Genomic DNA, 23,829 nt, shown 5'->3' on the forward strand with positions numbered 1-23,829 from the left:
CCCACCGCGCACCGCGCCACTCGCGTCCCCCGCAAGCCCCTCCCGTCCCATCGGCGCGCCCCGCCGCCGCGCCGGTCGGCCACCCCGGCCGGCCGATTCCCTCGGCGTCGGAGTCCGGTGCCGCCCGGTACCCCCCCCACCTGCGCAACGCGCCGGATGCCGCGCGGCGGACAGGACGGTTTCCCGCAGGGGCCGTCACTCTCGTGGCCCCCGTCAGAACGCCCACCACCCCCCGCAGCCGCAACACTGCGGGCATGGGTATACGCATGCTTCACCGCCGGACGCCCGAGGCAGTGCCCCGGGCCTGGGCGGACACCTTCTCGGCGCAGGCCATGCCCCCCACGCGGGTCCCGGCTCTCGCGGCCGACGCAAGCACCGCCCGCAACCCGGCCGACCTGGCCGTCACCGTCCGCAGGGTCACCAGGGACCTCCGGCGCCGGCTCGCCGGCCGTACGGCCCGCATCCCCGACCGGCGCCAGTGGGCCGGCCTGGCCCGCGCCTGCCTCGCCCTCGCGCTCACGCAGCCCCCGAGGGCACGTCCCCGGTACACCCTCACCGTCTTCGTGGCGTCCTTCACCGAGCGACCGGCCGCTCCCGGCCCGCACCGGTCGCCCCACCAGGGGCCCCGAAATCCACGGCCGGACGCCGGACCCTGACCCCGACGGCGTACAGCAGCAGCCCCGGCACCACCCCGGCGCCCACCCCGAAGCACAGGGTGGGCACCAGCTCCCACGGCCGCACCACCGCCCCCCGGTGCTCCCACCACCCCGCCGCCCGCTGCACCGCTCCGGCCAGCGCGCAGCCGCCGATCACCGCGAGCGCCCACCACCGGTCCCGTACGGACAGCACGGGCACCCCCGGCGGCGTCCCGCCCGGCGCCCGCCGCAGCGCACGGACCACGAACAGGGCGATCGCCACGGCACCCGCCACGGACGACCCGTACTGAAGCCACGTGAACAACGGCATGCCCGCCGGACGGTCCCGCCCGATGGCCGGGATCAGCCGCGTCCCCCACCGGTCGTGATGCGTGAACGCGTCCCACATCACATGGGTGAGCGCGCCGAGCACCGCGGAGCCGTACCACCGGCCCGTCGCGCGGGCGCCCACGCGCGCGCGTGGCGCACCGAGGCGCAGCAGGGCGGCCGGCGCTCCTTGCCGGGCCGTCGGCAGCAGCGCGAGCAACGGTCCCCGGACCAGCAGCCACAGCCCCGTGAGCGCCCAGGCGATGAGGACGTCGACGGTGACGACACCCGTGAAAGCGTGTGTGACCGTGCCGGACTCCATGCCGCCCGGCAGGATCCCGGCCGCGTAGTAGGGCACGTCGGGTGCGAAGGAACCGGTGACGAGCACCGCGGGCACCAGCCGGCCGCGGCCGCTCCCGTCCCGGCGGATCGCGGGCAGCACGGCTGCCGCATGGCTGAGTGTGAACGGCAACGGAAACCCCCTGGAGCGGTCACCGGACCGGGGCTCGGCGCCGGTGATCGGGTCCGCCCCAGTATGCGGGACCGTCATGCGGGCACGTTCCCGCCGGCGAACGCCGGCCGGCCACCGGAATCGGGTCCGAACGGGTGCCCGCTCACAGCAAGTTGTCGTAGGGTCACCTGCGTCACCGTGCCTCACGCGCGGTCGAACGCATATCGCACACATGGAAATGCGGAACAGGGGCAACCACAGCACCGGGTCAACCGTCACACCAGAGCGAGGCAGTCGGGCGGAGACGGACGCACGGGCGTCCACGGGAGGGGTTCACTTCATGGCGGCGCATTTCGGCAGGCGACTGCGCAAGGGAGCGGCGAGCACCGCCGTGGCTGCGGCGGCGGTCGCGGCTCTTTCCGCGTCCCAGGCTCCGGGAGCGGCCGGCGAGGAGCACGGCAGACAGACGGCGGCCGGTGCCGCCGCGCCCGCGCCGGACACCGACGGCAACGCCACCGGCAACTCGCCGTACTACACGGACCTGCCCCCGCTGAAGAGCCCCAGCCCGAGTCCCTCGTCGAGCGCTGGCCCGTCCACCCCCGTCAGCAGGGCCGAGGGCGGCATCCCGGCGACGGTCCTGGACGCGTACAAGAAAGCGGAGGCCGACCTGCGCGCCTCCAAGCCCGGTTGCAACCTGCCCTGGCAACTCCTCGCCGCCATCGGCAACGTGGAGTCGGGGCAGGCCCGCGGCGGCCAGGTCGACGCCGGCGGCACCACACTGCGCCGGATACTGGGCCCGCAGTTGGACGGCAACGGCTTCGCGCTCATCGCGGACACCGACGACGGCGCGTACGACGGCAACAGCGCGTACGACCAGGCCATCGGCCCCATGCAGTTCATCCCGTCCACCTGGGCCTGGGCCGGCCGCGACGGCAACGGCGACGGCAAGAAGGACCCCAACAACGTCTACGACGCAGCGCTCGCCGCGGGCCACTACCTGTGCCGCAACGGCTGGGACCTGTCCCAAGAGGCCGAGCTGCACCGGGCGATCCTCAGCTACAACAACTCGCAGGACTACCTCGACCTGGTCCTGAACTGGATGGAGTACTACCGCAAGGGCACCCACTCCATCCCCGACGGCACCGGCGGGGTGCCCGAGCACCGCAGCGACACCGGCTCCGGCCTCCCCGTCTCCCCGCTGCCCACACACCCGTCGACGACCGAGCCCGCCCCGAAGCCCCACAAGCCCGGCAAGCCCGATAGGCCCGGCAAGGACGACGGCAAGGGCGACCACGGCAACGGCGGAGGTGACAACGGCGGGAACGGCAACGGCAACGGCGGGCACGAGACCCCCGACCCGAAGCCGCCGACGCCCCCCGTCCCGCCGACGCCCCCGCCGTCCAACACCGACCTGGTGGACCACCTGGAGGACGCGGGCACGGGGAGGCTCACCGCGATGGCCGGCGACGCCTTCACCGACCGGATCAGCGCCCGCGCCGAGACCAAGGTCGGCAAGTCGGTCGCCAAGGTCAGGCTCCGGTTCACCATCACCGGCGGCACCGACGCCACCTTCACCGGCGGCGAGACCGTGGCGACGGTCGCCACCGACGCCAAGGGCGTCGCGCTCGCCCCGGCGCTCCGGGCCGGCGAGAAGACCGGTGACTTCAAGGTCACCGTGTCCGTCGTGGGCCGCCCGGTCAAGGGCGTCGACTACACCGCCACGGTCACCGCGCGCGCCGCCGACGCCCTGGCCCGCATCGGCGACACCCCGCTGACCTGCGCCCCGAGCGGTGAGTTCGCCGACCGGGTCCAGGTGAAGGCGACGTACCTGGGCACCGTCGCGGACAAGGTCGCGGCCACCGCCACCCTGGTCAGGTCCGCGACCGACGCCACCGAGAACGACAAGGGCCCCTACTTCAAGGACGCCGACGGCAAGCCCGTACGCACCCTCACCACCCTGGAGACGGACGACAAGGGCCTGCTCACCCTGCCGAAGCTGTACGCGGACGACACCACCGGCACCTTCCTGCTCCGCATCACCACCACCGGCGGCGCGACCCTCACCCTCGAACTGAAGGTCGCCCCCGCCGGGTCCCCGACCACTCCGACCACTCCGTCCCCGAACGCCCCGTCCCCGACGGGATCCGCCGCCTCCTGAGCCCGCACACGACCGAAAGGGCGCCCTCCCCGCTCCGGCGGGACAGGGCGCCCGCCGTCGTCGCCCCACCCGCGCATCGCCGCGCCCATCCGACGCCCCGTCAAAGTCGGTGACGGTGAAGCGAGCAGCCCGTCGAACTCCTCACCCCGCGCTTCCCCGCGGTCAACCCCGGTCCGCCCGCGCCTTCGTGTGCCGGGTCGCCCGTGCCGCCGCCGGGTCCTCGGGCCACGGATGCCGGGGATAGCGCCCGCGCAGTTCCGCGCGCACGGCCCGGTAGCCGTCCCGCCAGAAGGAGGCGAGGTCGGCCGTGACGGCGGCGGGCCGTCCGGCGGGGGAGAGCAGGTGGACGAGCAACGGCACCCCCGCCACGGCCGGCGTCTCCTGGAGCCCGAACATCTCCTGGAGCTTCACCGCGAGCACCGGCCGCTCCGGATCCCCGTAGTCGATCCGGACCCTGGACCCACTCGGCACGGTGATCCGCTCGGGCGCCAGCTCGTCCAGCCGGGCCGCCTCCCCGCCCGCCCAGGGCAGCAGCCGCGCCAGTGCCTGCCCGGCGTCGATCCGCCCGAGATCCGCCCGCCGCCGGGCCCGGCCCAGCTCCGGTTCCAGCCACTCGTCCACGCGCGCGTGCAGCGCCTCGTCCGACACGTCCGGCCACGGCTGTCCGAGGTGGGTGCGCAGGAACGCCAGCCGCTGCCGCAGCAGTTCCGCCCCGGGCGGCCAGCGCAGCAGCCCCAGTCCCTCCTGACGGAGCCCCTCCAGGAGGGCGGCGCGTACGAGTGCCGGACGCGCGTCCCTCAGGGGCCGTACGGCCAGCTCGACCGCCCCCAGCCGCTCCACGCGCCGGGTCACGACGTCCCCGTCGGCCCAGCGCACCTCCTCCCGCTCCTCCAGAAGCGCCCCCGCGGCGGCCAGCGCCACGTCCTCCGGCACGGCGGCCCCCAGCCGCACGCGCGCGTGCCCCGTCCCGCCGGGCCGGCCGGCGACCGCGACCACGATCCAGGGCGCCCCCCGCAGCGCCGACCCGTCGCCCAGCTCCACCCGCGTCCCGGAGACCATGAGATACGACCCGCCGTCGAGCCGGGCGACACGCTCGGGGAAGGCCAGCGACGCCACGATCCCGGCGAGGCGGTCGTCACCCGTGCCGGGTCCGACCCGGACGGCACCACCCGGGTCCGCCCTTCCGGCGGGCGGACGGGAGACCTCCGCCGAGACGGCCCGCAGCCGCCGTACCTCCGCGGCCCACCGCCCCGCGTAGGCGTCACCCCCGTGCCGGGCACGCCGCAGAGCACCCGCGAGATCGTCCCCGTACTCCCTCGGCACCTCCTCGGAGAGCAGGGCGACGACCTCCGCGCCCCCACCGGCGGTGTCCAGCAGGGCCCGGCCCAGGCGCGGATGCACCCCCAGCCGGCCCAGCCGCACACCCAGCTCCGTGGCCCGCCCGGCGCGGTCCACCGCGCCCACGGCAGCCAGCACCTCCCGCGCCGCCGCCATCGCCCCGCCCGGCGGCGGATCCAGCAACGCCAGCCCGGAGGCGTCCGGCACGCCCCAGCAGGCCGCCTGAAGGGCGAACGCCGTCAGATCGGCCACCTTGATCTCGGGCGCCGGAAACGCCGGCAGCCGGCCGTCCTCGGCCTCCGCCCAGCACCGGTACACCGCCCCCGGCGCCTCACGCCCGGCCCGCCCCGCCCGCTGCCGCCCGGCCGCCCGCGACGCCCGTACGGTCGTGAGCCCGCTCAGCCCGCGCGCGTGGTCCACCCGCGGCTCGCGCGCCAGCCCCGAGTCCACCACCACCCGCACCCCGGGCACCGTCAGCGACGACTCCGCCACGGACGTCGCCAGCACCACCCGGCGTCGCTCCCCGGGCGCCAGCACCGCGTCCTGCACCGCGGCCGGCGCCCGCCCGTGCACCTGGAGCACGTCCACCGCCCCCAGGTCCCCCAGTTGCCCGGCCACGCGCGCGATCTCGCCGACGCCGGGCAGGAAGCACAGCACATCCCCCTCCCGCTCCTCCAGCGCCCGCCGCACCACCGCCGCCACGTGGGCCAGCAGCGCGGGGTCCACCCGCATCCCGTGCGGCGGCCGTACCGGACGCGCCGGGGGAGACCACACCAGGTCCACGGGATGCGTCACGCCGGTCGCCTCGACCACCGGCGCCCCGCCGAGCAGCCGCGCCCACCCCCCGGCGTCGGTGGTCGCCGACGCGGCCACCAGCCGCAGGTCCGGCCGCAGCGTCTGCCGCACGTCCCACAGGAACGCGGCCACCGTGTCGGCGTCCAGATGCCGCTCATGGCACTCGTCGAGGACGACGGCATCGGTACCGGCCAGCTCCTGGTCGCGCTGGAGCCGCTGCAACAGGACACCCGTCGTCACGACCTCCACGCGCGTGTGCCGTCCCACGACCCGCTCGCCGCGCACCGTGAAGCCGATGCTGTCGCCCGGCTTCTCGCCGAGCAACCAGGCCATGCGCCGGGCAGCCGCCCGGGCCGCGATCCGCCGCGGCTCGGCCACCACCACCCGCCGCGCGGGACCGCCGCCGACCAGCCCCGCGAGCACCAGCGGCACCAGGGTCGTCTTCCCCGTGCCGGGCGGCGCCACCAGCACGGCGGCGCCGCCGCCCTCCAGGGCGTCGGTCAGGGCGGGCAGGGCGGAACGCACGGGCAGCGCGTCGAGGGCGTCGTCACGGATCACGCCCCCAGTGTCGTACGACGGCGAGAACCGCTCCCACGCGCGCACCCAAGTGGAGGCCGCCTAGGAGATTTGGTCCCGCTCGCACACGAAGACCGCCGTGCCCGGGATCAGGTGCCCGCGCAGGGGCGACCAGCCACCCCACTCCGAGGTGTTCCAGGCCGGCCACTCCGGCTCCACCAGGTCCACCAGCCGGAAACCCGACGCCACGATGTCCCGCACCCGGTCACCGAGCGTCCTGTGGTGTTCCACGTAGACCGCGCGGCCCTCGTCGTCCTGCTCCACGTAGGGCGTGCGGTCGAAGTAGGAGGAGGCCACCGACAGGCCCTCGGGGCCCGGCTCGTCCGGGAACGCCCAGCGGATCGGATGGGTCACCGAGAACACGAACCGGCCACCCGGCCGCAGCACCCGGTGCACCTCACGCAGCACCAGCCGCGGATCGGCCACGAACGGCAGCGCGCCGTACGCGGAGCAGACCAGGTCGAAGGACCCGTCGGCGAAGGGCAGCGCGCCGGCGTCGGCGCAGACCAGCGGGAACGAGCCGCCTATCCGCAGCGCGTGCTGCAACTGCCGGTGCGAGAGGTCCAGGGCCACCGGGCGGGCGCCCTGCGCGGCCAGCCAGCGCGCGCACTGCGCCGCACCGGCGCCGATCTCCAGGACCGCCTTGCCCTTCAGCTCCTCCGCGGGGCCGAGCAGCTCGGCCTCCACCTCGTCCAGGCCCTCCGGACACCACACGAAGCGGTCGTCGCCGAGGAACGTGCCGTGCTCGGTCTGGTACTCGTCGGCGTTGCGGTCCCACCAGCCGCGGTTGGCCCGCGCGCTCTCCGTGACGTCCGCGTGACGCCGGGTGGCCTCCGGCTCGAACCCCTCGGAGCCCTCCGGTTCGTATGCTTCCGGCTCTTGGATGATCGGCTCCCTCGTCGTATCCTTCCGTCCAACCCGCTCAGGGGTCCCACGGGAGGACTTCTGCGGGCCCGCGCGGCCCGCTGAGACATTTCTTGTGCCGGGTATGCGGTGATCCGCCCCGGGTGTGCGCCTTCGCGCATTGACCCTGCCCGGCTGCCCCCGTATGCTACAAGTTGCGCTGCGGGCCTGCGCTCCTCAGACGTAGCAGGCTGCGCTCGCATCTGTTGTATGTCCCCTCGGTTGTCGAGGCGCCACCGGGTACCCGGTGCTCAAGTGGCGCTTCCTTGGCTGTCCGGCTTCTTCAGAGCGAAACGGGCTCCCGGCGTAAGCAGTACCTACGACTTCAATGTCCGTACCGGAGCCCTTTCCCACATGACGAGCAGCACCGAGACCACCGCCACCACCCCGCAGGTAGCGGTCAACGACATCGGTAACGAGGAAGCCTTCCTCGCCGCGATCGACGAGACGATCAAGTACTTCAACGACGGCGACATCGTCGACGGCGTCATCGTGAAGGTCGACCGGGACGAGGTCCTGCTCGACATCGGTTACAAGACCGAAGGTGTGATCCCGAGCCGCGAGCTCTCGATCAAGCACGACGTCGACCCCAACGAGGTCGTCGCCGTCGGTGACGAGATCGAGGCCCTTGTTCTCCAGAAGGAGGACAAGGAAGGCCGCCTGATCCTCTCGAAGAAGCGCGCCCAGTACGAGCGTGCCTGGGGCACCATCGAGAAGATCAAGGAAGAGGACGGGATCGTCACCGGTACCGTCATCGAGGTCGTCAAGGGTGGTCTCATCCTCGACATCGGCCTCCGTGGCTTCCTTCCGGCCTCGCTGGTCGAGATGCGCCGCGTCCGCGACCTCCAGCCCTACGTGGGCAAGGAGCTCGAGGCCAAGATCATCGAGCTGGACAAGAACCGCAACAACGTGGTCCTGTCCCGCCGTGCCTGGCTCGAGCAGACCCAGTCCGAGGTCCGCCAGACCTTCCTCACGACCCTCCAGAAGGGTCAGGTCCGCTCCGGCGTGGTCTCCTCGATCGTCAACTTCGGTGCCTTCGTGGACCTGGGTGGCGTCGACGGTCTGGTCCACGTCTCCGAGCTGTCCTGGAAGCACATCGACCACCCCTCCGAGGTTGTCGAGGTCGGCCAGGAAGTCACCGTCGAGGTCCTCGACGTGGACATGGACCGCGAGCGCGTCTCCCTGTCGCTGAAGGCGACCCAGGAAGACCCGTGGCAGCAGTTCGCCCGCACCCACCAGATCGGCCAGGTCGTGCCCGGCAAGGTCACGAAGCTGGTTCCGTTCGGTGCGTTCGTCCGCGTGGACGAGGGCATCGAGGGTCTGGTCCACATCTCCGAGCTGGCCGAGCGCCACGTGGAGATCCCGGAGCAGGTCGTCCAGGTCAACGACGAGATCTTCGTCAAGGTCATCGACATCGACCTCGAGCGTCGTCGCATCAGCCTCTCGCTGAAGCAGGCCAACGAGGCCTTCGGTACGGACCCGGCCTCGGTCGAGTTCGACCCGACCCTGTACGGCATGGCCGCGTCCTACGACGACCAGGGCAACTACATCTACCCCGAGGGCTTCGACCCCGAGACCAACGACTGGCTCGAGGGCTACGAGACCCAGCGGGAGGCGTGGGAGCACCAGTACGCCGAGGCGCAGTCCCGCTTCGAGCAGCACCAGCAGCAGGTCATCAAGTCCCGCGAGGCCGACGAGGCCGCTGCGGCCGAGGGTGGCGAGGCTGCGGCTCCGGCGGCGTCCGCCGGTGGTGGCGGCGGCGGCGGTTCGTACTCCTCCGAGGGCGCGGACACCTCCGGTGCCCTGGCCTCGGACGAGGCGCTGGCCGCGCTGCGCGAGAAGCTGGCCGGCGGCCAGAGCTGATCGCTGCCGCTGAGGCTTAGCCGATAGTCGGCTGAGGGGCCGTACCTTTCGAGGTACGGCCCCTCAGGCGTTTCCCGGGCCGCAGGATGCTTCCCCGCCCGGCCGGCGGTGGACTGCCGACGGTTGTGCCCGCCCGGCTGTGCGCTGCCGGCTGTGGTCTGCCGCGCGGTCCAACCAGCCGCCTACGGCGTCACCTGGACGTTGGTCAAGCCCCTGCCGCCCGTCACGGTATTGGTGCTGTGGACCGTCGTCCGGCAGGTGGCGCTGTCGTTGGTGACGTCGATGGCCAGACGTGTCGGACCGGTCGCGCCGGTCAACGTCGACCGGTTGCCTTCGAAGACCGTGCCGCAGCCCCAGCCGGACTGCTGGGTGTGGGTCTGGTAGCCGTCGTTGGTGGTGCCGCTGCCCGTGTTGTCCTGCACGAGTACGTCGTTGCCCTTCACGTCGACCCAGGAGTCGTCGTAGTCCGCACCCGTCAGGCCGCTCCCGTCGAAGGTGTTGCCGATGATCCGGGCGCCCGTCGTGCCCTCCTTGATGTCGACGTTCTCGCCGCCCACGTCCGGGCCGATCGTGTTGCCCACGATCTGGATGCGGTCGCTCCGGTCGGTGAGCGTGTTGGCGGTGCCCACGTACACGCCCTCGCCCATGCCCCGGCCGTCGTTCCCGGTGTCAAAGATCCTGGAGTTCCTGATCACGCCATCCGTGCTGGAGTCGCGGAAGTGCACGCCCTCCATGTCCAGATCGTGCACCGTGACCCCGTCCACGACGACACCCTCGGCAGCGTCGATCATGATGCCCTTCTGGCCGCCGGTCACGGTCAGGCCGTTGACCGTCCAGTAGGAGGCGCCGTTCAGGTGCAGGCCGTAGCCGCCGCCGGCCGTCAGTACGGCCCGGGGGGAGCCGGTCAGGGTGATGCGCGCGGACGCCGTGGCCGGCGTCGCCGCCTTGAAGTTGCCGGTGTAGGTGCCGTCCGCCAGATGGATCGTGTCGCCGGGCCGGGCGGCGCCGGCGGCGAGGGTGGTGGCGAGCAGAGAGATGAGCGACGTGCGTGCGCGCATGAGTGCTCCTGTCGTACGTTCTCCTACATGAACGGCGAACCTCACCATGAATCCGAATCGTCGTGAAGGTACGGACCAGGTGACGGGCCGTCAAGGGGCCGCGCGCGAGATCGCTGATCAGCGGCGTGTCGCGGGAATTCCTCCGCTCCGGGCCGCGTTGTGGGAGGGGAACACGAGGAGGGGCGGTCACAGTGCTTGATCCGCAGGGTTTGTACGCATGGGAGCCGAAGGGCCTGGCCGTGGTCGACATGGCGCTCGCCCAGGAGTCGGCCGGCCTGGTCATGCTCTACCACTTCGACGGATACATCGACGCGGGTGAGACCGGCGACCAGATCGTGGACCGGCTGCTCGACTCGCTGCCCCACCAGCTCGTGGCAGGCTTCGACCACGACCGGCTCGTGGACTACCGCGCCCGCCGGCCCCTGCTGACCTTCAAGCGGGACCGCTGGACCGACTACGAGGTCCCGGCCATCGAGGTCCACCTCGTCCAGGACGCCACCGGTGCCCCGTTCCTGCTGCTGTCGGGCCCGGAGCCGGACGTGGAGTGGGAGCGGTTCGCGGCGGCGGTGCGGCAGATGGTGGAGCGGCTCGGCGTCCGCCTGTCCGTGAACTTCCACGGCATCCCCATGGGCGTCCCGCACACCCGCCCCGTGGGCCTGACCCCGCACGGCAACCGCAACGACCTCGTCCCCGGCCACCGCAGCCCCTTCGAGGAGGCCCAGGTGCCCGGCAGTGCCGAGTCGCTGGTCGAGTACCGCCTCATGGAAGCCGGGCACGACGTCCTGGGCGTCGCCGCGCACGTCCCGCACTACATCGCCCGTTCCCCGTACCCGGACGCCGCCCTGACCGTCCTGGAGGCCATCACGGCCGCCACCGGTCTGGTCCTGCCCGGCGTGGCGCACGCGCTGCGCACGGACGCGCACCGCACGCAGACCGAGATCGACCGGCAGATCCAGGAGGGCGACGAGGAGCTGACCGCGCTCGTGCAGGGCCTGGAGCACCAGTACGACGCCGCCGCGGGCGCCGAGACCCGGGGCAACATGATCGCCGAGGCCGTGGACATCCCGTCGGCCGACGAGATCGGGCAGGAGTTCGAGCGGTTCCTGGCGGAGCGCGAGGGCGAGAACTGACCTCGGCCCGTCGGCGGGCCGGGCGGGGCGGAACCGGCCTCCGCCGGGTCCGCCCGCAGCGGCAGGGCCTAAGCTTCCGCTCATGCTGACAGTGGGCCTGACCGGTGGGATCGGTGCCGGCAAGAGCGAGGTGTCGCGGCTGCTCGTGGAACACGGGGCCGTGCTGATCGACGCGGACCGCGTCGCGCGCGAGGTGGTGGCGCCCGGCACGCCCGGACTCGCCGCCGTGGTCGACGCCTTCGGCACCGGCGTCCTCGCCGCCGACGGCAGCCTCGACCGGCCCCGGCTCGGCTCGATCGTCTTCGCCGACCCCGAGAAGCTCGCCCTCCTCAACTCGATCGTTCACCCCCTGGTGGGCGCCCGCTCCCGCGAGCTGGAGAGCACCGCGGCCGAGGACGCCGTCGTCCTCCACGACGTGCCGCTGCTCACCGAGAACGGCCTCGCGCCGCTCTACGAGGTGGTGATCGTCGTCGACGCCGCTCCCGCGACCCAGCTCGACCGGCTGGTCCGGCTGCGCGGGATGACCGAGGAGGACGCACGCGCGCGTATGGCCGCGCAGGCGACCCGCGAGCAACGCCGGGAGATCGCCGACATCCTGATCGACAACGACGTACCCCTGGACACGCTGAGGAAGCGCGTCGCCGAGGTCTGGGACGACCTCGTACGGCGAGCCCGTCGGGGCGCGGGCACGGCGCGGGACGAGGGCGGCGCGGCCGCGGAATAGCGGCCCCGCGCGGAGCGTTGCAACGGTGGAGCGAGGGAAGGACTCTGTCGTGCCCCAGACCAGCGGTTCCATCGGACCCACGCCGGAAACCCATGTGATCGACTTCCGCGCCGCCGAGCAGTTGCTCAACGCGCGGGACCCGCAGGGCGCGGTCAAGCTGCTCGACGGAGTCATCGCCGCCCACCCCGAGAACACCGCCGCCCGGCTGCTGCGCGCGCGTGCCTTCTTCGCCGCGGCACAACTGCGACCGGCCGAGCTGGAGTTCACCATCGTGCTGGAACGTGAACCGGACAACGCCTTCGCGCACTTCGCGCTGGCCCGCACCTACGAGCGCCAGAACCGTCCCGAGCAGGCCAAGCGCCACTTCCGGCTGGCCGCCGCGCTCGACCCGAACCCGGACTACCTGAAGGCCGCACGCTTCGAGGCCTGACGGCATGCCGCTCCGGCGCTCGCCCGGCCGGCCGTTGCGCCGGTGCCGTCGATCACGGGTGCCGGTGTCCGGGCGGCCCGGGGTGGGGCGGCCGGGGGTAGGGGGGCCGTGGGCGGGGCGGTCCGGCATCCGGCGGCCGATACGGCGGGATGTCACGGCCCGGCTGGTAGTGCGGGCCCTGGCGCAGGTGCCTGAGGATCATGGCCATGTCGACGGCGATCACCAGCGACAGCACCCCGCAGGCCACCGCCCAGCCGGGGCGCCCGGCCAGCACGAACGCCGCCGTGCCGAGGACCGCCCACAGCAGCCCCCACACGCTCAGCCAGAACCGCGCCCGCAGGGGGCTGCGCGCGGTCCTCGGTTCACTGCCGGTGCGCATCGGACCACCACTCCACTCCTCCTTCGCACCGTACTCTTCGATGACGAGGGGCATCAACGCCCGATGGGGCGGTGTGCGTCAACGTCCGACGGGGCGATGTGAGGCGGCGTGCGGGGCGGGCTCGACGGGTGACCGGGAGTGGCAGCCGGCCGGACGGTGCCGGGTCCACGGGCGGCCACTGGACGTGCGACAGCGTGCGCCGGGCGACCTGGAGCGACGCCGGGCGCACGGGAACGATCACCGCCGATCATGCTCGGTGAGACGCGCGCGGCGACGCCGTCCGCCGGAACCGACAGGGGGAACCGCACGTGCTGCCGGACATCGACCACCTGCCCGAACTGCTCCTCGACCTGGCCGTGCCGCACGAGGACATCAACGAACTCGTCGCGCGGTGGCGCAGGGTGACCGGGGACCCGGGCACGCTCAGGCTCCTGACGGACTGCGTCGAGGAACTGTTCCGGGAACCGTGGGACACGGGCCGCACACCCGACCTCGCCGAGCCGTTCGCCGCGGCCCCGGCCGAACTGGCCGGTGTCTTCCCCGTGTACGTCTTCGTCGCCGCCCTCCCGCGTACGCGGGCGTATCACCGGGCACGCGGCATCCCGGCCGAGATCTCCCGGCGCACCCTGGCCGACCTGGGCCGGCACATGGCCGCGTACCGCGGGCGGCACCGCAGGACCGGTGTGCAGTCGCGGCGCCGGCTGGTCCGCCATTTCCGCGGGGAGCTGTACCAACTGGGCCGGTTGCAGTTCGAGCGGGCGCGGCTCGGGGACCGTGAGGCGCGGGTGACGGCGGCGGCCGGACTGGACGCGGCACCCGGAACACCCTGCCTTATCCTGCACGTCCCCGACTTCCACGGCCCGCTGACCCCGTCCGCCTGCGACCGCTCCCTGGCGCTGGCCCGCGCGTTCTTCCCCCTCCACTTCCCCGAGGAACGGCCGGGCGCCGTACTGTGCGACTCCTGGCTCCTCGACCGGCAGTTGCGGCGTTACCTGCCCGCCGAATCCGGCATCGTCCGCTTCCAGGAGCGGTTCCGCATCGCCTGCGACGAGACCGAACCGGCCGACACCGAACCCGTCCGGTTCGTCTTCGGGGGCCCGGACCTCCCGGCAGCCGGGCTGCCCCGCCGTACGTCCGTGGAGCGGGCGGTCGGCGACCATCTGCGGGCGGGCGGCCACTGGTACACCGGGCACGGATGGTTCCCGTTCCGCGCCGATTAACTCGAAGGGGTGAACCGGGGGAGGAGGGGAACGGGCGTGCGAAGGTGGGCCGTTGTACGGGCATGAGGATCGACTCGCGTGAGGGATACGAGGGCACGGGCCCGGGTGCCATCACCCCGGACGGCTGCGCGGTGGAGTTGTACGCGCGGCTGCCGGTGGGCGGCGAGCCGGACGTCATCGCCGCGGCGGTACCGGCAGGGGCGCACATCCTGGAACTGGGCAGCGGTGTGGGCCGGGTGACCCACGCCCTGCTGGAGCGCGGGTTCACGGTCACGGCGGTGGACGAGTCCGCCGACATGCTGGCCCGGGTCCGCGGGGCGCGCACGATATGCAGTCCCATCGAGAGCCTCGACCTGGACGAGACGTTCGACGTGGTGACGCTCGCTTCGTTCCTGGTGCACGCCGGTGACGAGGAGGTGCGCGGAAACCTGTTGCGTGCCTGCGTCCGGCATGTGGCGGCGGGTGGCTGCGTCCTCATCCAGCGCGAGGGCGAGGACTACCACACCGATGTGCCGAGGGAGCGGGTCGACCCCAGCGGGTTCACCGTGCGGATCCTCTCGGCGGAACCGGTCGGGGACGGGGTGAACTCGGTCCGCGCCGAGTATGTGTTCCCCGACGCGGTCTGGACACAGACGTTCCTGTCCCGGCCCCTGACCAAGGAGCGGTTCGAATCGGCGCTGGCGGAGGCGGGACTGGAGGTGGACGCGTATCTGACCCCGGACGGGATCTGGGTGAGGGCACTGCCCAGGGCGTGACGGCGGAGGGGGCCGACGGGACCGCGCCTACGGAACGGGCGCCATGGGGCACGGTGCGTCCCGGAGGGGTCCTGGAGGGGCGCCTTCCGGAGGCGTCTTCGGGGTCGCTCCGGCGATGAGTTTCCGGCATCCGGCCGGTCTACCTCGGTGAAAGCAACCGGCACCACTGCACCGCTTCACCAGGAGACATCCATGTCGGAGACCACCGCTCCCGTCGGCACCACGACACCCACGAGCAGCCTCGGCTCGCCCGCCACCGGCCGGGCACGCGGGCTACGGATCGCCCTGCGGACCGTGCAGGTGCTGCTCGCCCTGTTCTACGGCGTCGCGAGCGCCCTGCCCAAGCTCATCGCACATCCGTCGGCCGTCGAGGCCTTCGACAAGATCGGCTGGGGCAGCGGGGCCATGTACACGATCGGCGCGCTCGAACTCGCCGGAGCCGTCGCGCTGTTGATACCGGTGCTCCAGTCCGTGGCCGCTCTCGCCCTCGGCGCGCTCATGGTCGGCGCGTTCATCGTCCAGCTCACCGCGTTCGACGGCCAGAACGCGGCGACCCCGCTGATCCTCGTCGTACCCCTCCTCCTGATCGCCTGGGTTCGGCGGCAGCACAACACGGATCTGCTGGGCCTGCTGGGCCGACGGTGACAGCCCTGGCGCCCGACCGTCGACGCCGGGGGAGCCGGGGGCCTGCTGCGTTCGCCTGAGTGCCTCGGGGCACACGGGACGGTATGGACGACAGCAGTACCCTCGGCCGCCTCGACCGGCGCGTCGCCGACTGCCGGGCCTGCCCCCGGCTGGTCGACTGGCGCGAGGAAGTGGCCCGTACCAAGCGGGCCGCGTTCGCCGACGAGACGTACTGGGGGCGGCCGGTCCCCGGCTTCGGGCCCGCCGACGCCCGGCTGGTGATCATCGGTCTGGCCCCGGCCGCGCACGGCGGCAACCGCACCGGCCGCATGTTCACCGGCGACCGCTCCGGCGACGTGCTCTACCAGGCGATGTACGACGTGGGGCTCGCCTCGCAACCCACGTCCGTCCGCGCCGACGACGGCCTGGAGCTGTACGGCGTCCGCGTCACCGCACCGGTGCACTGCGCCCCGCCCGCCAACAAGCCGACCCCGGGTGAGCGCGACACCTGCCGGCCCTGGCTGGTCCAGGAGCTGACACTGCTCCGCCCGACACTGCGGGCCGCGGTCGTCCTCGGCGCCTTCGGCTGGCAGGCCGCACTGCCCGCGTTCGCGCAAGCGGGCTGGACCGTGCCCCGGCCCCGTCCGGCCTTCGCCCACGGCACCCGGGTCGCGCTCGACGGCCTCGACCTGTTCGGCTGTTTCCACGTCAGCCAGCGCAACACCTTCACCGGCCGCCTCACCCCCGAGATGCTCCGCGAGGTGCTGCGCACGGCGGCGCGAACGGCCGGGCTGCTGTGACGGCCACCGCCGGGCGTCCACGCCCCCTGGCCTGCGGACATGGCCCCCGAGACCGCGGTCTGAGCCTGCCGCTCAGGCCGCTCGGGCCGGTCAGGCGTGGTCAGGTGCGTCCGGCACCACGGCCGTGGCCGTGATCTCCACCAGTTGTCCCGTGTATCCGAGGCAGGCGACGCCGAGCAGCGTGGACGAGTGCGGCCCCCGGCTCAGGCCGGACGCCTCGACCACCTCCCACACGGCGGACAGGGTCGCGGTCTCGCTGCTGACCACGTACACCTCCGTGGCGATCACATGCTCCAAGTCGCTGCCGACGGCTTGCAGTTGCTCGCGCAGATTGGCGATGACCTGCTCGGCCTGGCGTACGGGGTCTCCCGGGCCCGCCAGGTGGCCGTCGGCGGTGAGCGGCACCGCCCCGGCGAGGAACGCCAGCCTGGTGCCGGCCTCCACGACAGAGGTGTGGGAATAGGTGGGCGGAGGGAAAAGAGTGGGGACGGTGACGCGCTGGATCATGGAAGCGGCTCCTGGGACGGTCCATGGGCAACTGCCCGATGATCGTCCCCTCCCGGCCGCGACCGCATCCGAATTATCCGGCTCGGGGCGGACGCCGGGCCGTCGCCGGGCACGGCGGGAGGGCGGCCAGGGATTGCGTTCATAAAGAAACCGGTCGGCCAGGCACCTTTCACACGGGTGAAACGTGAGCACACCGTTCGCACCGGGAACACGCTCTACGGTGGGAACACAGTCCGCCGGCCGCCGTCGTCCGAAGGCCCACCCCGCCCTCGTACGAACAGGAGCCCCGTTGTCCCGGCCCGCCGCACCCCCCTGGCTCGCCCACGCCTTCCGTGCCCAGCGAGGTCCCGTTCCCTGGAGCGCCGTGACCCGGGGCGCACTCACCGCCGGGCCGTTGCTGCTCGCCGGCCTGCTCGGCGGGCGGACGGCCGTCGGGGTGCTCGCCGCCATCGCCGCGATGCTGACCGGCATCAACGACCGGCCCGGCAGCCGGCGGGCCTCCGTGAAGCGGCTCGGGGTGCCCGCACTGGCCGGTGCCCTCGGGCTGCTGGCGGGCACATACGCCGGGCAGGGGCTCGCCGCCCTACCGCTGACCCTCGCACTCACCCTGCTGGGGCTGGTCGCCGGAGCCGTCAGCGCGATCGGGCCCGTCGCCTCCGCCGCCGGGACCCAACTGCTCGTCGCCGCGGCCGTCGGGGCCGGGATGCCGGCGGCCGAGCCCGGCTGGCAGCGCGCCCTGGCCTTCCTCGCCGGGGCCGGCTGGCTGCTCGTCCTGCGGCTGGCCCTGCCCACCCCCGGCTCGCTCCCCGGGGACTTCAGGTTCGACGGGGAGCGAGCGGCGGTCGCCGACGTGTACGACGCGGTCGCCGCCCTCCTCGACGCCGTGGGCGGGGAGCACGCCACGGCCCGGCGGGCCGCGCTCACCGCCGCCCTCGACCACGCCCAGGACGCCCTCGCCGGGCCCCGGCTGCGCCGGTACGCCGGCTCCGCCGCCGAGCGACGGCTGCACGCCCGGTTCGCGGCGGCGCTGCCGCTCGCCGAGGCCGCCACCGCCCTGTACTGGGCGGGAGAGCCGGTGCCGGCGCGGACGGGGGAGGGCCCGCGGCGGCTCGCCACGGCGATCCGCACCGGCACCGGCCCCGGCCCGCTGCCCGCGCCGCACCGGTCGGCGCCCGCCCTGCGAGCCCTGGACGACGCCCTGCTGCGCGCCGCCGAGGTCTTCGACCGGGGCGAGGGCGCCCACCACGGGCTGTCCGGCCGGCGCCGCGGCGTCCGACGGGCGCTGCGTGCCGCGCTCGGGGTCGGCGGACGAGAGTACGGGTTGCGCGTCGCCCTCTGCTTCGGCGCCAGCGCCGCCATCGCCCAGGCCCTGCACCACGCACGCTGGTACGGGCAGCACGAGCACTGGTACTGGCTGCCCGCCACCGCCGTCTTCCTCGTCAAGCCCGATCTCGGCCCGCTCGCCTCCCGTGTGCTGTGCCGGGCCGCCGGCACCGTGCTGGGCGCCCTGGTGTTCGCCGGTTGCGCGGCGCTCCTGCCCCGCCCGGCCGGACTCGTCGCGCTGGTCGCGGTGTGCGGCGCGCTCGTACCGGTCGCCACCCGGCACTTCGCGGCGCTCACCGCCGTCGTCACCGTCCTCGTCCTCGCCCTGGTCATGGCCGGCGGGGAACCGCAGGCCTCCGTGGGCCGGATCGGCGAGACACTGCTGGCCTGCGTGCTCGTGCTGCTCGTCGGGCACCTGCCGATGCCGGGGCAGCGCGGCGGCGGGGTACGGTCCCGGCTCACCGCGGCCGAGAACGCCGCGCACGCCTACCTCCTGCACGTCCTCGGCGGGTCCGGCGACCGCGCCGAGCGGTGGGCGCTGCGCCGGGAGGCCTACCGCACCCTCGCCGAGGCCCGTACCGCCATCGCGGTCGCCGCCGCCGAACTGCCCGCCCTCGCCCGGCACACCGAGGGCACGGACGCCGTCGCCGAGGTGCTGGAACGGCTCGTGGACACGACGACGGCCTGCGCCGTGGAGCTGGACGACACCGGTCGGCTCAGCCCCCGGCACACGCGGCGACTGCAGGAGGCACTGGGAGAGCTGGAGACGCGGGGGGAGCGGGTGCCGCTGCCCGTGGCGGCATGACCGGTCCACAGCGGCCCGGGCGCCGGGAGGTGCAGCGGTGCCCGGACGAGACTGGCCGAAAAACGCTCCGTACCAGGCGATGAGTTCCGCTCGGACCGACGGTCACCACCCGGAACCGACCGTCGGACAGGAGGGCCCATGTCGCTTCCGGAGATCGTCTCGCGTGAGCAGTGGCGCACGGCGCGCGAGGAGTTGCTGCGCAAGGAGGAGGCGGTCGGACGGGCCCGTGAGGCCCTCGGTGCCGAGCGGCGGCGGCTGCCCGTGACCGAGGTCGACCCGGAGTACGTCTTCGAGGGCGGCGACGGCAAGGCCACTCTCCTCGACCTCTTCGAGGGGCGGGCCCAGCTCGTCGTCCACCACTTCGCGTTCGCGCCGGAGTGGGGAAGCGGCTGCCTGTGCTGCGCCGCCTTCCTGGACCAGGTCGGCCACCTCGCCCATCTGCGCGCCCGGCACACCTCCTTCGCGGCCGTCTCCCGGGCGCCGTTCACCCGGATCCTGCCGTTCAAGGCCCGGATGGGCTGGACGGTGCCCTGGTACTCCTCGGGACGGGGAGACTGCGGCCACGACCCCGGCCGAGACTTCAACCGCGATTTCGAGGCCACCGTCGAGTCGGACGGGGAACTGGTCGAGCGCCCCGGCCTCAGTTGCTTCCTGCGCGAGCACGACCGGGTCTTCCACACGTACTCGGTGTTCGACGACGGACTGGACGGACTCGGTACCACCGCCGACCTGCTCGATCTGACGGTGCTCGGCCGCAACCCCGCGGGCAGCGACCGCCTCCGCCTCCACGACGAGTACGACCTATGACACGGACGGTCCTGCCCCGACCCTGGAACCGGGCACATGCGGTCCTGTTCGTGTCACAAGGTGAACGGATCCTCACGGTCCGCGCCGATCAGGTGTCGAGAAGGTATCAGTCGCGTCACTGAGCGAGGCGTTTCCCCTCTCCAGAGCGTTAACTCCTACACGAACGACGCTTTCTGGAGGTGCGAGATGGTGAACGGGCGAACGGTGCTCGAGCGCTTTTCCGCCGGAGGTCCGCGGGGATCCTGGCCCGCGGAGGAGTTCGCGCACGCGCGACGTCTGGAGGGGCTGGCCGCGGAGGTCGTCATGGATCTCGCCACGGACACGTTCCTGGTCATCGTGCGGGGGAGCGAGGCCGTCGAGTGAGCCGTTGTACCGGTCAGCGGGTGGGTCGGCCAGCCGGCGCCGGTTCCTCCGCCGGCCCCGCCCGGAGCGGCTCGGGCGGGAGGGGCGGCCCACGGGAACGGCTCGGACGGGAACCGTTCAGGCCGGCTTGGGGGAGGGTACCTTCCGGGGTGCCGCCGTTGCCTTCGCCGTGAACTGCTCCGCCTGGAGCGTGTACAGCTCGGCGTAGACACCGCCCCTGGCCAGTAGCTGCTCCGGAGTGCCGGACTCCACCAGACGGCCGTGCTCCAGCACGTGCACCAGATCGGCGTGCCGGACCGACGCCAGCCGGTGGGTGATCAGGACCACCGTCTGCCCGCTGCCCGCCAGCGCCCGGATCTTCTCGAACACCTCCAGCTCGGCCCGCGCGTCCAGCGCCGCCGTCGGCTCGTCCACGATCAGGATGCTCCCGCGCCGGTACGCGGCCCGGGCGATGCCGAGCCGCTGCCACTGACCACCGGACAGCTCGTGTCCGCCGCTGAAGTTGCGGGCCAGCAGGGTGTCCAGGCCGCGCGGCAGATCCGCGACCACGTCCGCGGCCCCCGCCTCGGCGACCGAAGCGGCCAGCCGCTCCTCCGTGATGGCCGCGCTGGAGCGGCCGACGGCCACGTTGACCCGGGCGGTGAACGGCCAGCGCTTGAAGTCCTGTGCCACCATCGCGACGCGCTCGGCGAGCAGCCGCCGGTCGGCACAGGCGGCATCGACGCCGTCCCACAGGATCCGGCCGCGGTCCGGCGTGTACAGGCCCGCCAGCAGCTTGACCAGCGTGGTCTTGCCCGACCCGTTCTCGCCGACGAGCGCGATGATCCGCCCGAGGGGCAGGGTGAGGGTGACGTCGTCCAGAGCGGGACGCGAGGTGCTCCGCTCACCGCCGTCCTGCGGATGCGCGCCCGGCGTCCGCGGTTGCGCGCCCGGCGTCCGCGGTTGCGGGTCACGCGGGTAGCTGAAGGTGACGTTCTCGAAGCGGATCTCCTCCGGGTGCTCCGGCAGCGGCTCCCCGCCCACGGGGATGGCCCGCTCGGCCGCCTCGACGTAAAGCCGCTGGAGATCGCCCACGAACAGAGCCTCCTCGTGCAGCTCGTTGACCGCCAGGACCAGCGTGTCCAGGCTCGCCGCGCCCGTGCGGACCGCGATCACCGCCGTACCCGCCACCGACAGGGCCATGGCGCCGGCCAGCAGCAACGCGCCGAGCGTCGCGTACGTCGCGAGGGTCGCCAGCCCCGTCCAGCCAGCGGCGATCAGACCGGTCCGGGCGGCCAGCCGGGACAGCCGGGCCTGTTCCGCCTCCGCCGTCTCCGACATGGACCGGAAGTGGCGCAGCAGGAACGGTCCCATCCCGTGCACCCGGATCTCCGGGGCGGCGGCCGGCTCGGTGAGCAGGTTGCCGATCAACTGGCCGGCCCGGGCGTGCTGCACCCAGGTATGGAAGGACTCGTAGCGGCGCCGGGCGTTGGTCAGCGCGCTCCAGGCGCTGGGCAGGGTCATGGTGACCAGCAGCGGCAGCAGCCCCGGATGCAGCACGGTGAGCACGCCCGCCGCGGTGACCAGCGAGATCATCGAGTTGATCACCCGGGTGCCGTGCCCGATCATGTGCCGCGCGGACCGGGCGCCGTACTGCGCCGTGTCCAGCAGCTTGTGGAAGGCGTGGTCCTCGATCGCGGCCAGCTCCACGTTCGCCGCCCGCTCCAGATACAGCTCGGTCGCCACCCGCTCCACCTTGGGCTCCAGCCGCCCGGTGGCGTAGGTGGAGGCGGCTCGCAGGAGGGCGGCCAGCAGCATCACGCAGGCCAGCACGACCAGGGCGGGGGCCGCCGAGTGCAGCCGCTGCCCGATGTCCGGCCCGGTGAGCAGCTTGCCGAGCGCGCTGTTCACCGCCAGCAGGCTCACCGCCTGGGTCACACCCCGGCCCACCTCCGCGGCCATGACCACCCGGGCGGCCCGCGCGTCGGCCTGCCGGGCCAGCCGCAGACTGGACGCCAGCATGCCCGGGAGCCGGGTCATCATCGCCCGGAAGCCCAGCTCCAGGAAGGCGTCCGCGTGTTTGTTCCAGCCCATGTCGTACCGCAGCGGCCCGCCGAACAGCAGCCGCTCCGACTCCGACACCGCGGGCTGGACCACCTCCCGTCTCTTCCTCACCACGACCTCCCGCGCCCCACCGGAACGGCCACTATCGCGGTCGGCGCACCGACTGGGCAGGGCGCGAACCGACGTACGGGGGGCGCGGAGGGGGCACGGGGCGCGGGGGTGGGACGTAGGTGGTTCGAGAGGCGGTGGGCGGGTGTGCGGGCGGCAGTGTGCGCGGGCCGCAGTGTGGTGGGCGGGTGCGCGCGGCGGGAGTGTGGTGGCCGGGATGGTGTGGGGGACGCGGTGGTGGCGGACGCCGGCGCCGTGGTTACGCCGGGACGGCCCGCGACCAGTCGGGGGCCGTCCCCGTCACCCGGCACAGGGCGAGGTAGAGCGGGATCGGCGGGGTGTACGGAACCGTACCCTCCGGCCGGTGGATGAGTCGGGCGGTGCCGTTGATCAGGGCACCGGTGGCGTAGTGCGCCGGGTACGGCCACGGCAGGGCGTAGTCGGAGTCCGACGGAACGATCCACCACCAGTGGGAGCCGTCGGCGTACACGCATCCCAGCCGCGGCAGCAGGGGCACGACGAGCGGACCGAGACGGTCGGGGACGGCTACGGCGTCACAACCGAGCGGGACCGTCATACCGTCCGGCACCGGTAGCCGGCGAACCGGATCCACGGCCGGCCGGCGACGCTGCATGCGCACCAGGGCGTTCAGGCCGACGGTGACCTCCCGGCCCGCACCGGTGCCGGCGGACCGGCCGGAGCCGCCGAGCGCGCCGACGCCGGTCACGGGCGCTCCCCGCGGCGGTACTGCCCGGGGGCGTGGTGCAAGGGCCGGCCGGGTGCCGCATACCGATGCTGGTCCGGATGCCTGCCCTGCCGGTGCTGCTGTTCCCCGGTCACGTGCGGATGCCCGTCCGCCGGAGCGTGCCGATACTGCTCGGGCGCCCGGTGCAGCGGCTGACCCGTGGTGGGATGCCGGTACTGCTCCGGCTCCCCGAGCCGGTGCTGTTCCGACACACCCTGCCCCTGCTCCTGCGGGTGCGGCCGCGACCGCCCCTGCACGTCCGGCCCCGACGGCATCCCCGGCCGGTGCCGCTCCGGCCCGTGTTCGTCGGCCTCGGTCTGCTGTTCCTCGCCGGAGTCGTCCGGGCGGCCCGGCTTGGGGCGGGCGCCCCAGCCGAGGTCGCCGCGCGGTTCGGCGGTGTCGTGGGCCGTGTCGGTCCGGTGGGCCAGCTCGGCCCAGACCAGCAGTCCGGGGCCGTGCCCCTGGGCACCCCAGGCCCGGCACAGCGCGTCGACGAGAAGCAACCCCCTCCCGTGCTCCTCGTCGGGCCGCTGCGCGGACGGGTGGGGTTCACCAGGGGCACAGCCCTCGTCGTGCACGGCTATGCGCACCGTGTCGCCGTGCTCGTGCAACTCGCACACGACCCGGCTGCTGGCGGTGTGCACGACCGCGTTCGTGACCAGCTCGGATATGACCAGGGCCGCGTTGTCGCAGGTGTCCGCGCACACCGACCACCCCGTCAACCGGGCGTGCGTCAGGCGTCTCGCCTGGGCGACGGAGCCCGGACGGGCGGCCAGCTCGAAGCGGAACCTGCGCTCGGCGACGCCCCCCTGAGGGGGTGCCCCCGCCGCGGCACCGAGACCGGGGCGGTCTGCGGCGGCGTCTGTTCCTAAGGGCGCGGACGGAATCACGCCTGTCACTATCTCCCTGCCGCGGACACTTGGCAAGTGTCACTCTGAAAATTGCAGAGTGCTGTATGACTC

The 23,829-nt window shown here is 73.4% G+C and carries 22 protein-coding genes; 13 read left to right on the plus strand and 9 right to left on the minus strand.

Features of this window, described 5'->3' with window-relative positions; genetic code table 11:
- The first annotated feature begins 254 nt into the window (after positions 1-254).
- Positions 255-656: a hypothetical protein gene (locus tag D9753_RS37170; RefSeq protein WP_205614273.1), complete on the plus strand. Its 402-nt coding sequence runs from the start codon at positions 255-257 to the stop codon at positions 654-656.
- Here the strand turns inward: D9753_RS37170 and D9753_RS26680 are convergent.
- A complete protein-coding gene (locus D9753_RS26680) occupies positions 574-1,434 on the minus strand; it encodes a DUF4184 family protein (RefSeq protein WP_121791307.1) in 861 nt (286 codons plus the stop codon). The genes D9753_RS37170 and D9753_RS26680 overlap by 83 nt on opposite strands.
- Before the next feature lie 319 nt (positions 1,435-1,753).
- Between D9753_RS26680 and D9753_RS26685 the strand changes: the two genes are divergently transcribed.
- Positions 1,754-3,571, plus strand: a complete 1,818-nt coding sequence (locus D9753_RS26685; RefSeq protein ID WP_121789305.1) for a lytic transglycosylase domain-containing protein — start codon at positions 1,754-1,756, stop codon at positions 3,569-3,571.
- Between the two features lie 162 nt (positions 3,572-3,733).
- Here the strand turns inward: D9753_RS26685 and hrpB are convergent, their stop codons facing one another.
- Both hrpB and D9753_RS26695 read right to left on the minus strand, forming a co-directional pair.
- On the minus strand, positions 3,734-6,262 hold the full coding sequence (hrpB, locus tag D9753_RS26690) for an ATP-dependent helicase HrpB (protein WP_121789306.1): 2,529 nt from the start codon (positions 6,260-6,262) through the stop codon (positions 3,734-3,736).
- 60 nt (positions 6,263-6,322) lie between these two features.
- Entirely contained in the window at positions 6,323-7,168 is an 846-nt protein-coding gene (locus D9753_RS26695; protein WP_121789307.1) for a class I SAM-dependent methyltransferase, read from the minus strand.
- 369 nt (positions 7,169-7,537) lie between these two features.
- On the opposite strand from D9753_RS26695, the gene rpsA reads away from it, so the two are divergent.
- Positions 7,538-9,046, plus strand: coding sequence for a 30S ribosomal protein S1 (rpsA, locus tag D9753_RS26700; protein WP_121789308.1), 1,509 nt, complete (start codon positions 7,538-7,540; stop codon positions 9,044-9,046).
- 182 nt (positions 9,047-9,228) lie between these two features.
- On the opposite strand, the gene D9753_RS26705 is transcribed toward rpsA, so the two are convergent.
- On the minus strand, positions 9,229-10,104 hold the full coding sequence (locus D9753_RS26705; RefSeq protein WP_121789309.1) for a right-handed parallel beta-helix repeat-containing protein: 876 nt from the start codon (positions 10,102-10,104) through the stop codon (positions 9,229-9,231).
- Between the two features lie 191 nt (positions 10,105-10,295).
- Here D9753_RS26705 and D9753_RS26710 point away from each other — a divergent pair, with 191 nt between their 5' ends.
- The 3 genes from D9753_RS26710 (at position 10,296) to D9753_RS26720 (ending at position 12,388) form a co-directional block, all read left to right on the plus strand.
- On the plus strand, positions 10,296-11,234 hold the full coding sequence (locus D9753_RS26710) for a PAC2 family protein (RefSeq protein WP_121789310.1): 939 nt from the start codon (positions 10,296-10,298) through the stop codon (positions 11,232-11,234).
- Positions 11,235-11,316: 82 nt separating this feature from the next.
- The gene (gene coaE, locus D9753_RS26715; RefSeq protein WP_121789311.1) at positions 11,317-11,958 is read left to right on the plus strand and encodes a dephospho-CoA kinase; all 642 of its coding nucleotides are present in this window, start codon (positions 11,317-11,319) and stop codon (positions 11,956-11,958) included.
- A gap of 49 nt (positions 11,959-12,007) precedes the next feature.
- Positions 12,008-12,388, plus strand: coding sequence for a tetratricopeptide repeat protein (locus D9753_RS26720; RefSeq protein ID WP_121789312.1), 381 nt, complete (start codon positions 12,008-12,010; stop codon positions 12,386-12,388).
- A 52-nt stretch (positions 12,389-12,440) separates the two neighbouring features.
- On the opposite strand, the gene D9753_RS26725 is transcribed toward D9753_RS26720, so the two are convergent.
- Positions 12,441-12,767 carry a DUF6343 family protein gene (locus D9753_RS26725; RefSeq protein ID WP_121789313.1) on the minus strand — a complete coding sequence of 109 codons (327 nt, stop codon included), beginning with the start codon at positions 12,765-12,767 and terminating at the stop codon, positions 12,441-12,443.
- 308 nt (positions 12,768-13,075) lie between these two features.
- On the opposite strand from D9753_RS26725, the gene D9753_RS26730 reads away from it, so the two are divergent.
- From D9753_RS26730 to D9753_RS26745, 4 genes are all read left to right on the plus strand, one after another.
- Complete coding sequence (locus D9753_RS26730; RefSeq protein WP_121789314.1) at positions 13,076-13,987, plus strand: acyltransferase domain-containing protein; 912 nt, start codon at positions 13,076-13,078, stop codon at positions 13,985-13,987.
- A gap of 62 nt (positions 13,988-14,049) precedes the next feature.
- Positions 14,050-14,742: a class I SAM-dependent methyltransferase gene (locus D9753_RS26735; RefSeq protein WP_121789315.1), complete on the plus strand. Its 693-nt coding sequence runs from the start codon at positions 14,050-14,052 to the stop codon at positions 14,740-14,742.
- A 192-nt stretch (positions 14,743-14,934) separates the two neighbouring features.
- Entirely contained in the window at positions 14,935-15,387 is a 453-nt protein-coding gene (locus D9753_RS26740) for a DoxX family protein (RefSeq protein ID WP_121789316.1), read from the plus strand.
- 83 nt (positions 15,388-15,470) lie between these two features.
- Positions 15,471-16,166: a uracil-DNA glycosylase gene (locus D9753_RS26745; RefSeq protein ID WP_121789317.1), complete on the plus strand. Its 696-nt coding sequence runs from the start codon at positions 15,471-15,473 to the stop codon at positions 16,164-16,166.
- A 90-nt stretch (positions 16,167-16,256) separates the two neighbouring features.
- On the opposite strand, the gene D9753_RS26750 is transcribed toward D9753_RS26745, so the two are convergent.
- The gene (locus D9753_RS26750) at positions 16,257-16,673 is read right to left on the minus strand and encodes a RidA family protein (RefSeq protein WP_121789318.1); all 417 of its coding nucleotides are present in this window, start codon (positions 16,671-16,673) and stop codon (positions 16,257-16,259) included.
- A gap of 289 nt (positions 16,674-16,962) precedes the next feature.
- Between D9753_RS26750 and D9753_RS26755 the strand changes: the two genes are divergently transcribed.
- The 3 genes from D9753_RS26755 to D9753_RS36705 all read left to right on the plus strand — a co-directional run bounded on the left by D9753_RS26755 (position 16,963) and on the right by D9753_RS36705 (position 19,971).
- Complete coding sequence (locus D9753_RS26755) at positions 16,963-18,801, plus strand: FUSC family protein (RefSeq protein WP_121789319.1); 1,839 nt, start codon at positions 16,963-16,965, stop codon at positions 18,799-18,801.
- Between the two features lie 138 nt (positions 18,802-18,939).
- Positions 18,940-19,608, plus strand: a complete 669-nt coding sequence (locus D9753_RS26760; RefSeq protein WP_121789320.1) for a DUF899 domain-containing protein — start codon at positions 18,940-18,942, stop codon at positions 19,606-19,608.
- 186 nt (positions 19,609-19,794) lie between these two features.
- On the plus strand, positions 19,795-19,971 hold the full coding sequence (locus tag D9753_RS36705; protein ID WP_163010801.1) for a hypothetical protein: 177 nt from the start codon (positions 19,795-19,797) through the stop codon (positions 19,969-19,971).
- A gap of 117 nt (positions 19,972-20,088) precedes the next feature.
- On the opposite strand, the gene D9753_RS26765 is transcribed toward D9753_RS36705, so the two are convergent.
- The 3 genes from D9753_RS26765 to D9753_RS39440 form a co-directional block, all read right to left on the minus strand.
- On the minus strand, positions 20,089-22,044 hold the full coding sequence (locus D9753_RS26765; RefSeq protein WP_394346814.1) for an ABC transporter ATP-binding protein: 1,956 nt from the start codon (positions 22,042-22,044) through the stop codon (positions 20,089-20,091).
- A gap of 337 nt (positions 22,045-22,381) precedes the next feature.
- A complete protein-coding gene (locus tag D9753_RS26770; RefSeq protein ID WP_205614425.1) occupies positions 22,382-22,756 on the minus strand; it encodes a hypothetical protein in 375 nt (124 codons plus the stop codon).
- Positions 22,757-22,845: 89 nt separating this feature from the next.
- A complete protein-coding gene (locus D9753_RS39440) occupies positions 22,846-23,757 on the minus strand; it encodes an ATP-binding protein (RefSeq protein WP_394346756.1) in 912 nt (303 codons plus the stop codon).
- Between the last annotated feature and the right edge of the window lie 72 nt (positions 23,758-23,829).

The sequence above is a fragment of the Streptomyces dangxiongensis genome (genome assembly GCF_003675325.1).
GTDB lineage: Bacteria > Actinomycetota > Actinomycetes > Streptomycetales > Streptomycetaceae > Streptomyces > Streptomyces dangxiongensis.

Coding starts and splice junctions, on each gene's coding strand:
- D9753_RS26735 (WP_121789315.1), top strand. CDS start 14,050: ATGAGGATCGACTCGCGTGAGGGATACGAGGGCACGGGCCCGGGTGCC.
- coaE (WP_121789311.1), top strand. CDS start 11,317: ATGCTGACAGTGGGCCTGACCGGTGGGATCGGTGCCGGCAAGAGCGAG.
- D9753_RS26740 (WP_121789316.1), top strand. CDS start 14,935: ATGTCGGAGACCACCGCTCCCGTCGGCACCACGACACCCACGAGCAGC.
- D9753_RS26705 (WP_121789309.1), bottom strand. CDS start 10,104: ATGCGCGCACGCACGTCGCTCATCTCTCTGCTCGCCACCACCCTCGCC.
- D9753_RS26770 (WP_205614425.1), bottom strand. CDS start 22,756: ATGCAGCGTCGCCGGCCGGCCGTGGATCCGGTTCGCCGGCTACCGGTG.
- D9753_RS26725 (WP_121789313.1), bottom strand. CDS start 12,767: ATGCGCACCGGCAGTGAACCGAGGACCGCGCGCAGCCCCCTGCGGGCG.
- D9753_RS26765 (WP_394346814.1), bottom strand. CDS start 22,044: ATGGGCTGGAACAAACACGCGGACGCCTTCCTGGAGCTGGGCTTCCGG.
- D9753_RS26750 (WP_121789318.1), bottom strand. CDS start 16,673: ATGATCCAGCGCGTCACCGTCCCCACTCTTTTCCCTCCGCCCACCTAT.
- D9753_RS26760 (WP_121789320.1), top strand. CDS start 18,940: ATGTCGCTTCCGGAGATCGTCTCGCGTGAGCAGTGGCGCACGGCGCGC.
- D9753_RS37170 (WP_205614273.1), top strand. CDS start 255: ATGGGTATACGCATGCTTCACCGCCGGACGCCCGAGGCAGTGCCCCGG.
- D9753_RS26745 (WP_121789317.1), top strand. CDS start 15,471: ATGGACGACAGCAGTACCCTCGGCCGCCTCGACCGGCGCGTCGCCGAC.
- D9753_RS36705 (WP_163010801.1), top strand. CDS start 19,795: ATGGTGAACGGGCGAACGGTGCTCGAGCGCTTTTCCGCCGGAGGTCCG.
- D9753_RS26685 (WP_121789305.1), top strand. CDS start 1,754: ATGGCGGCGCATTTCGGCAGGCGACTGCGCAAGGGAGCGGCGAGCACC.
- rpsA (WP_121789308.1), top strand. CDS start 7,538: ATGACGAGCAGCACCGAGACCACCGCCACCACCCCGCAGGTAGCGGTC.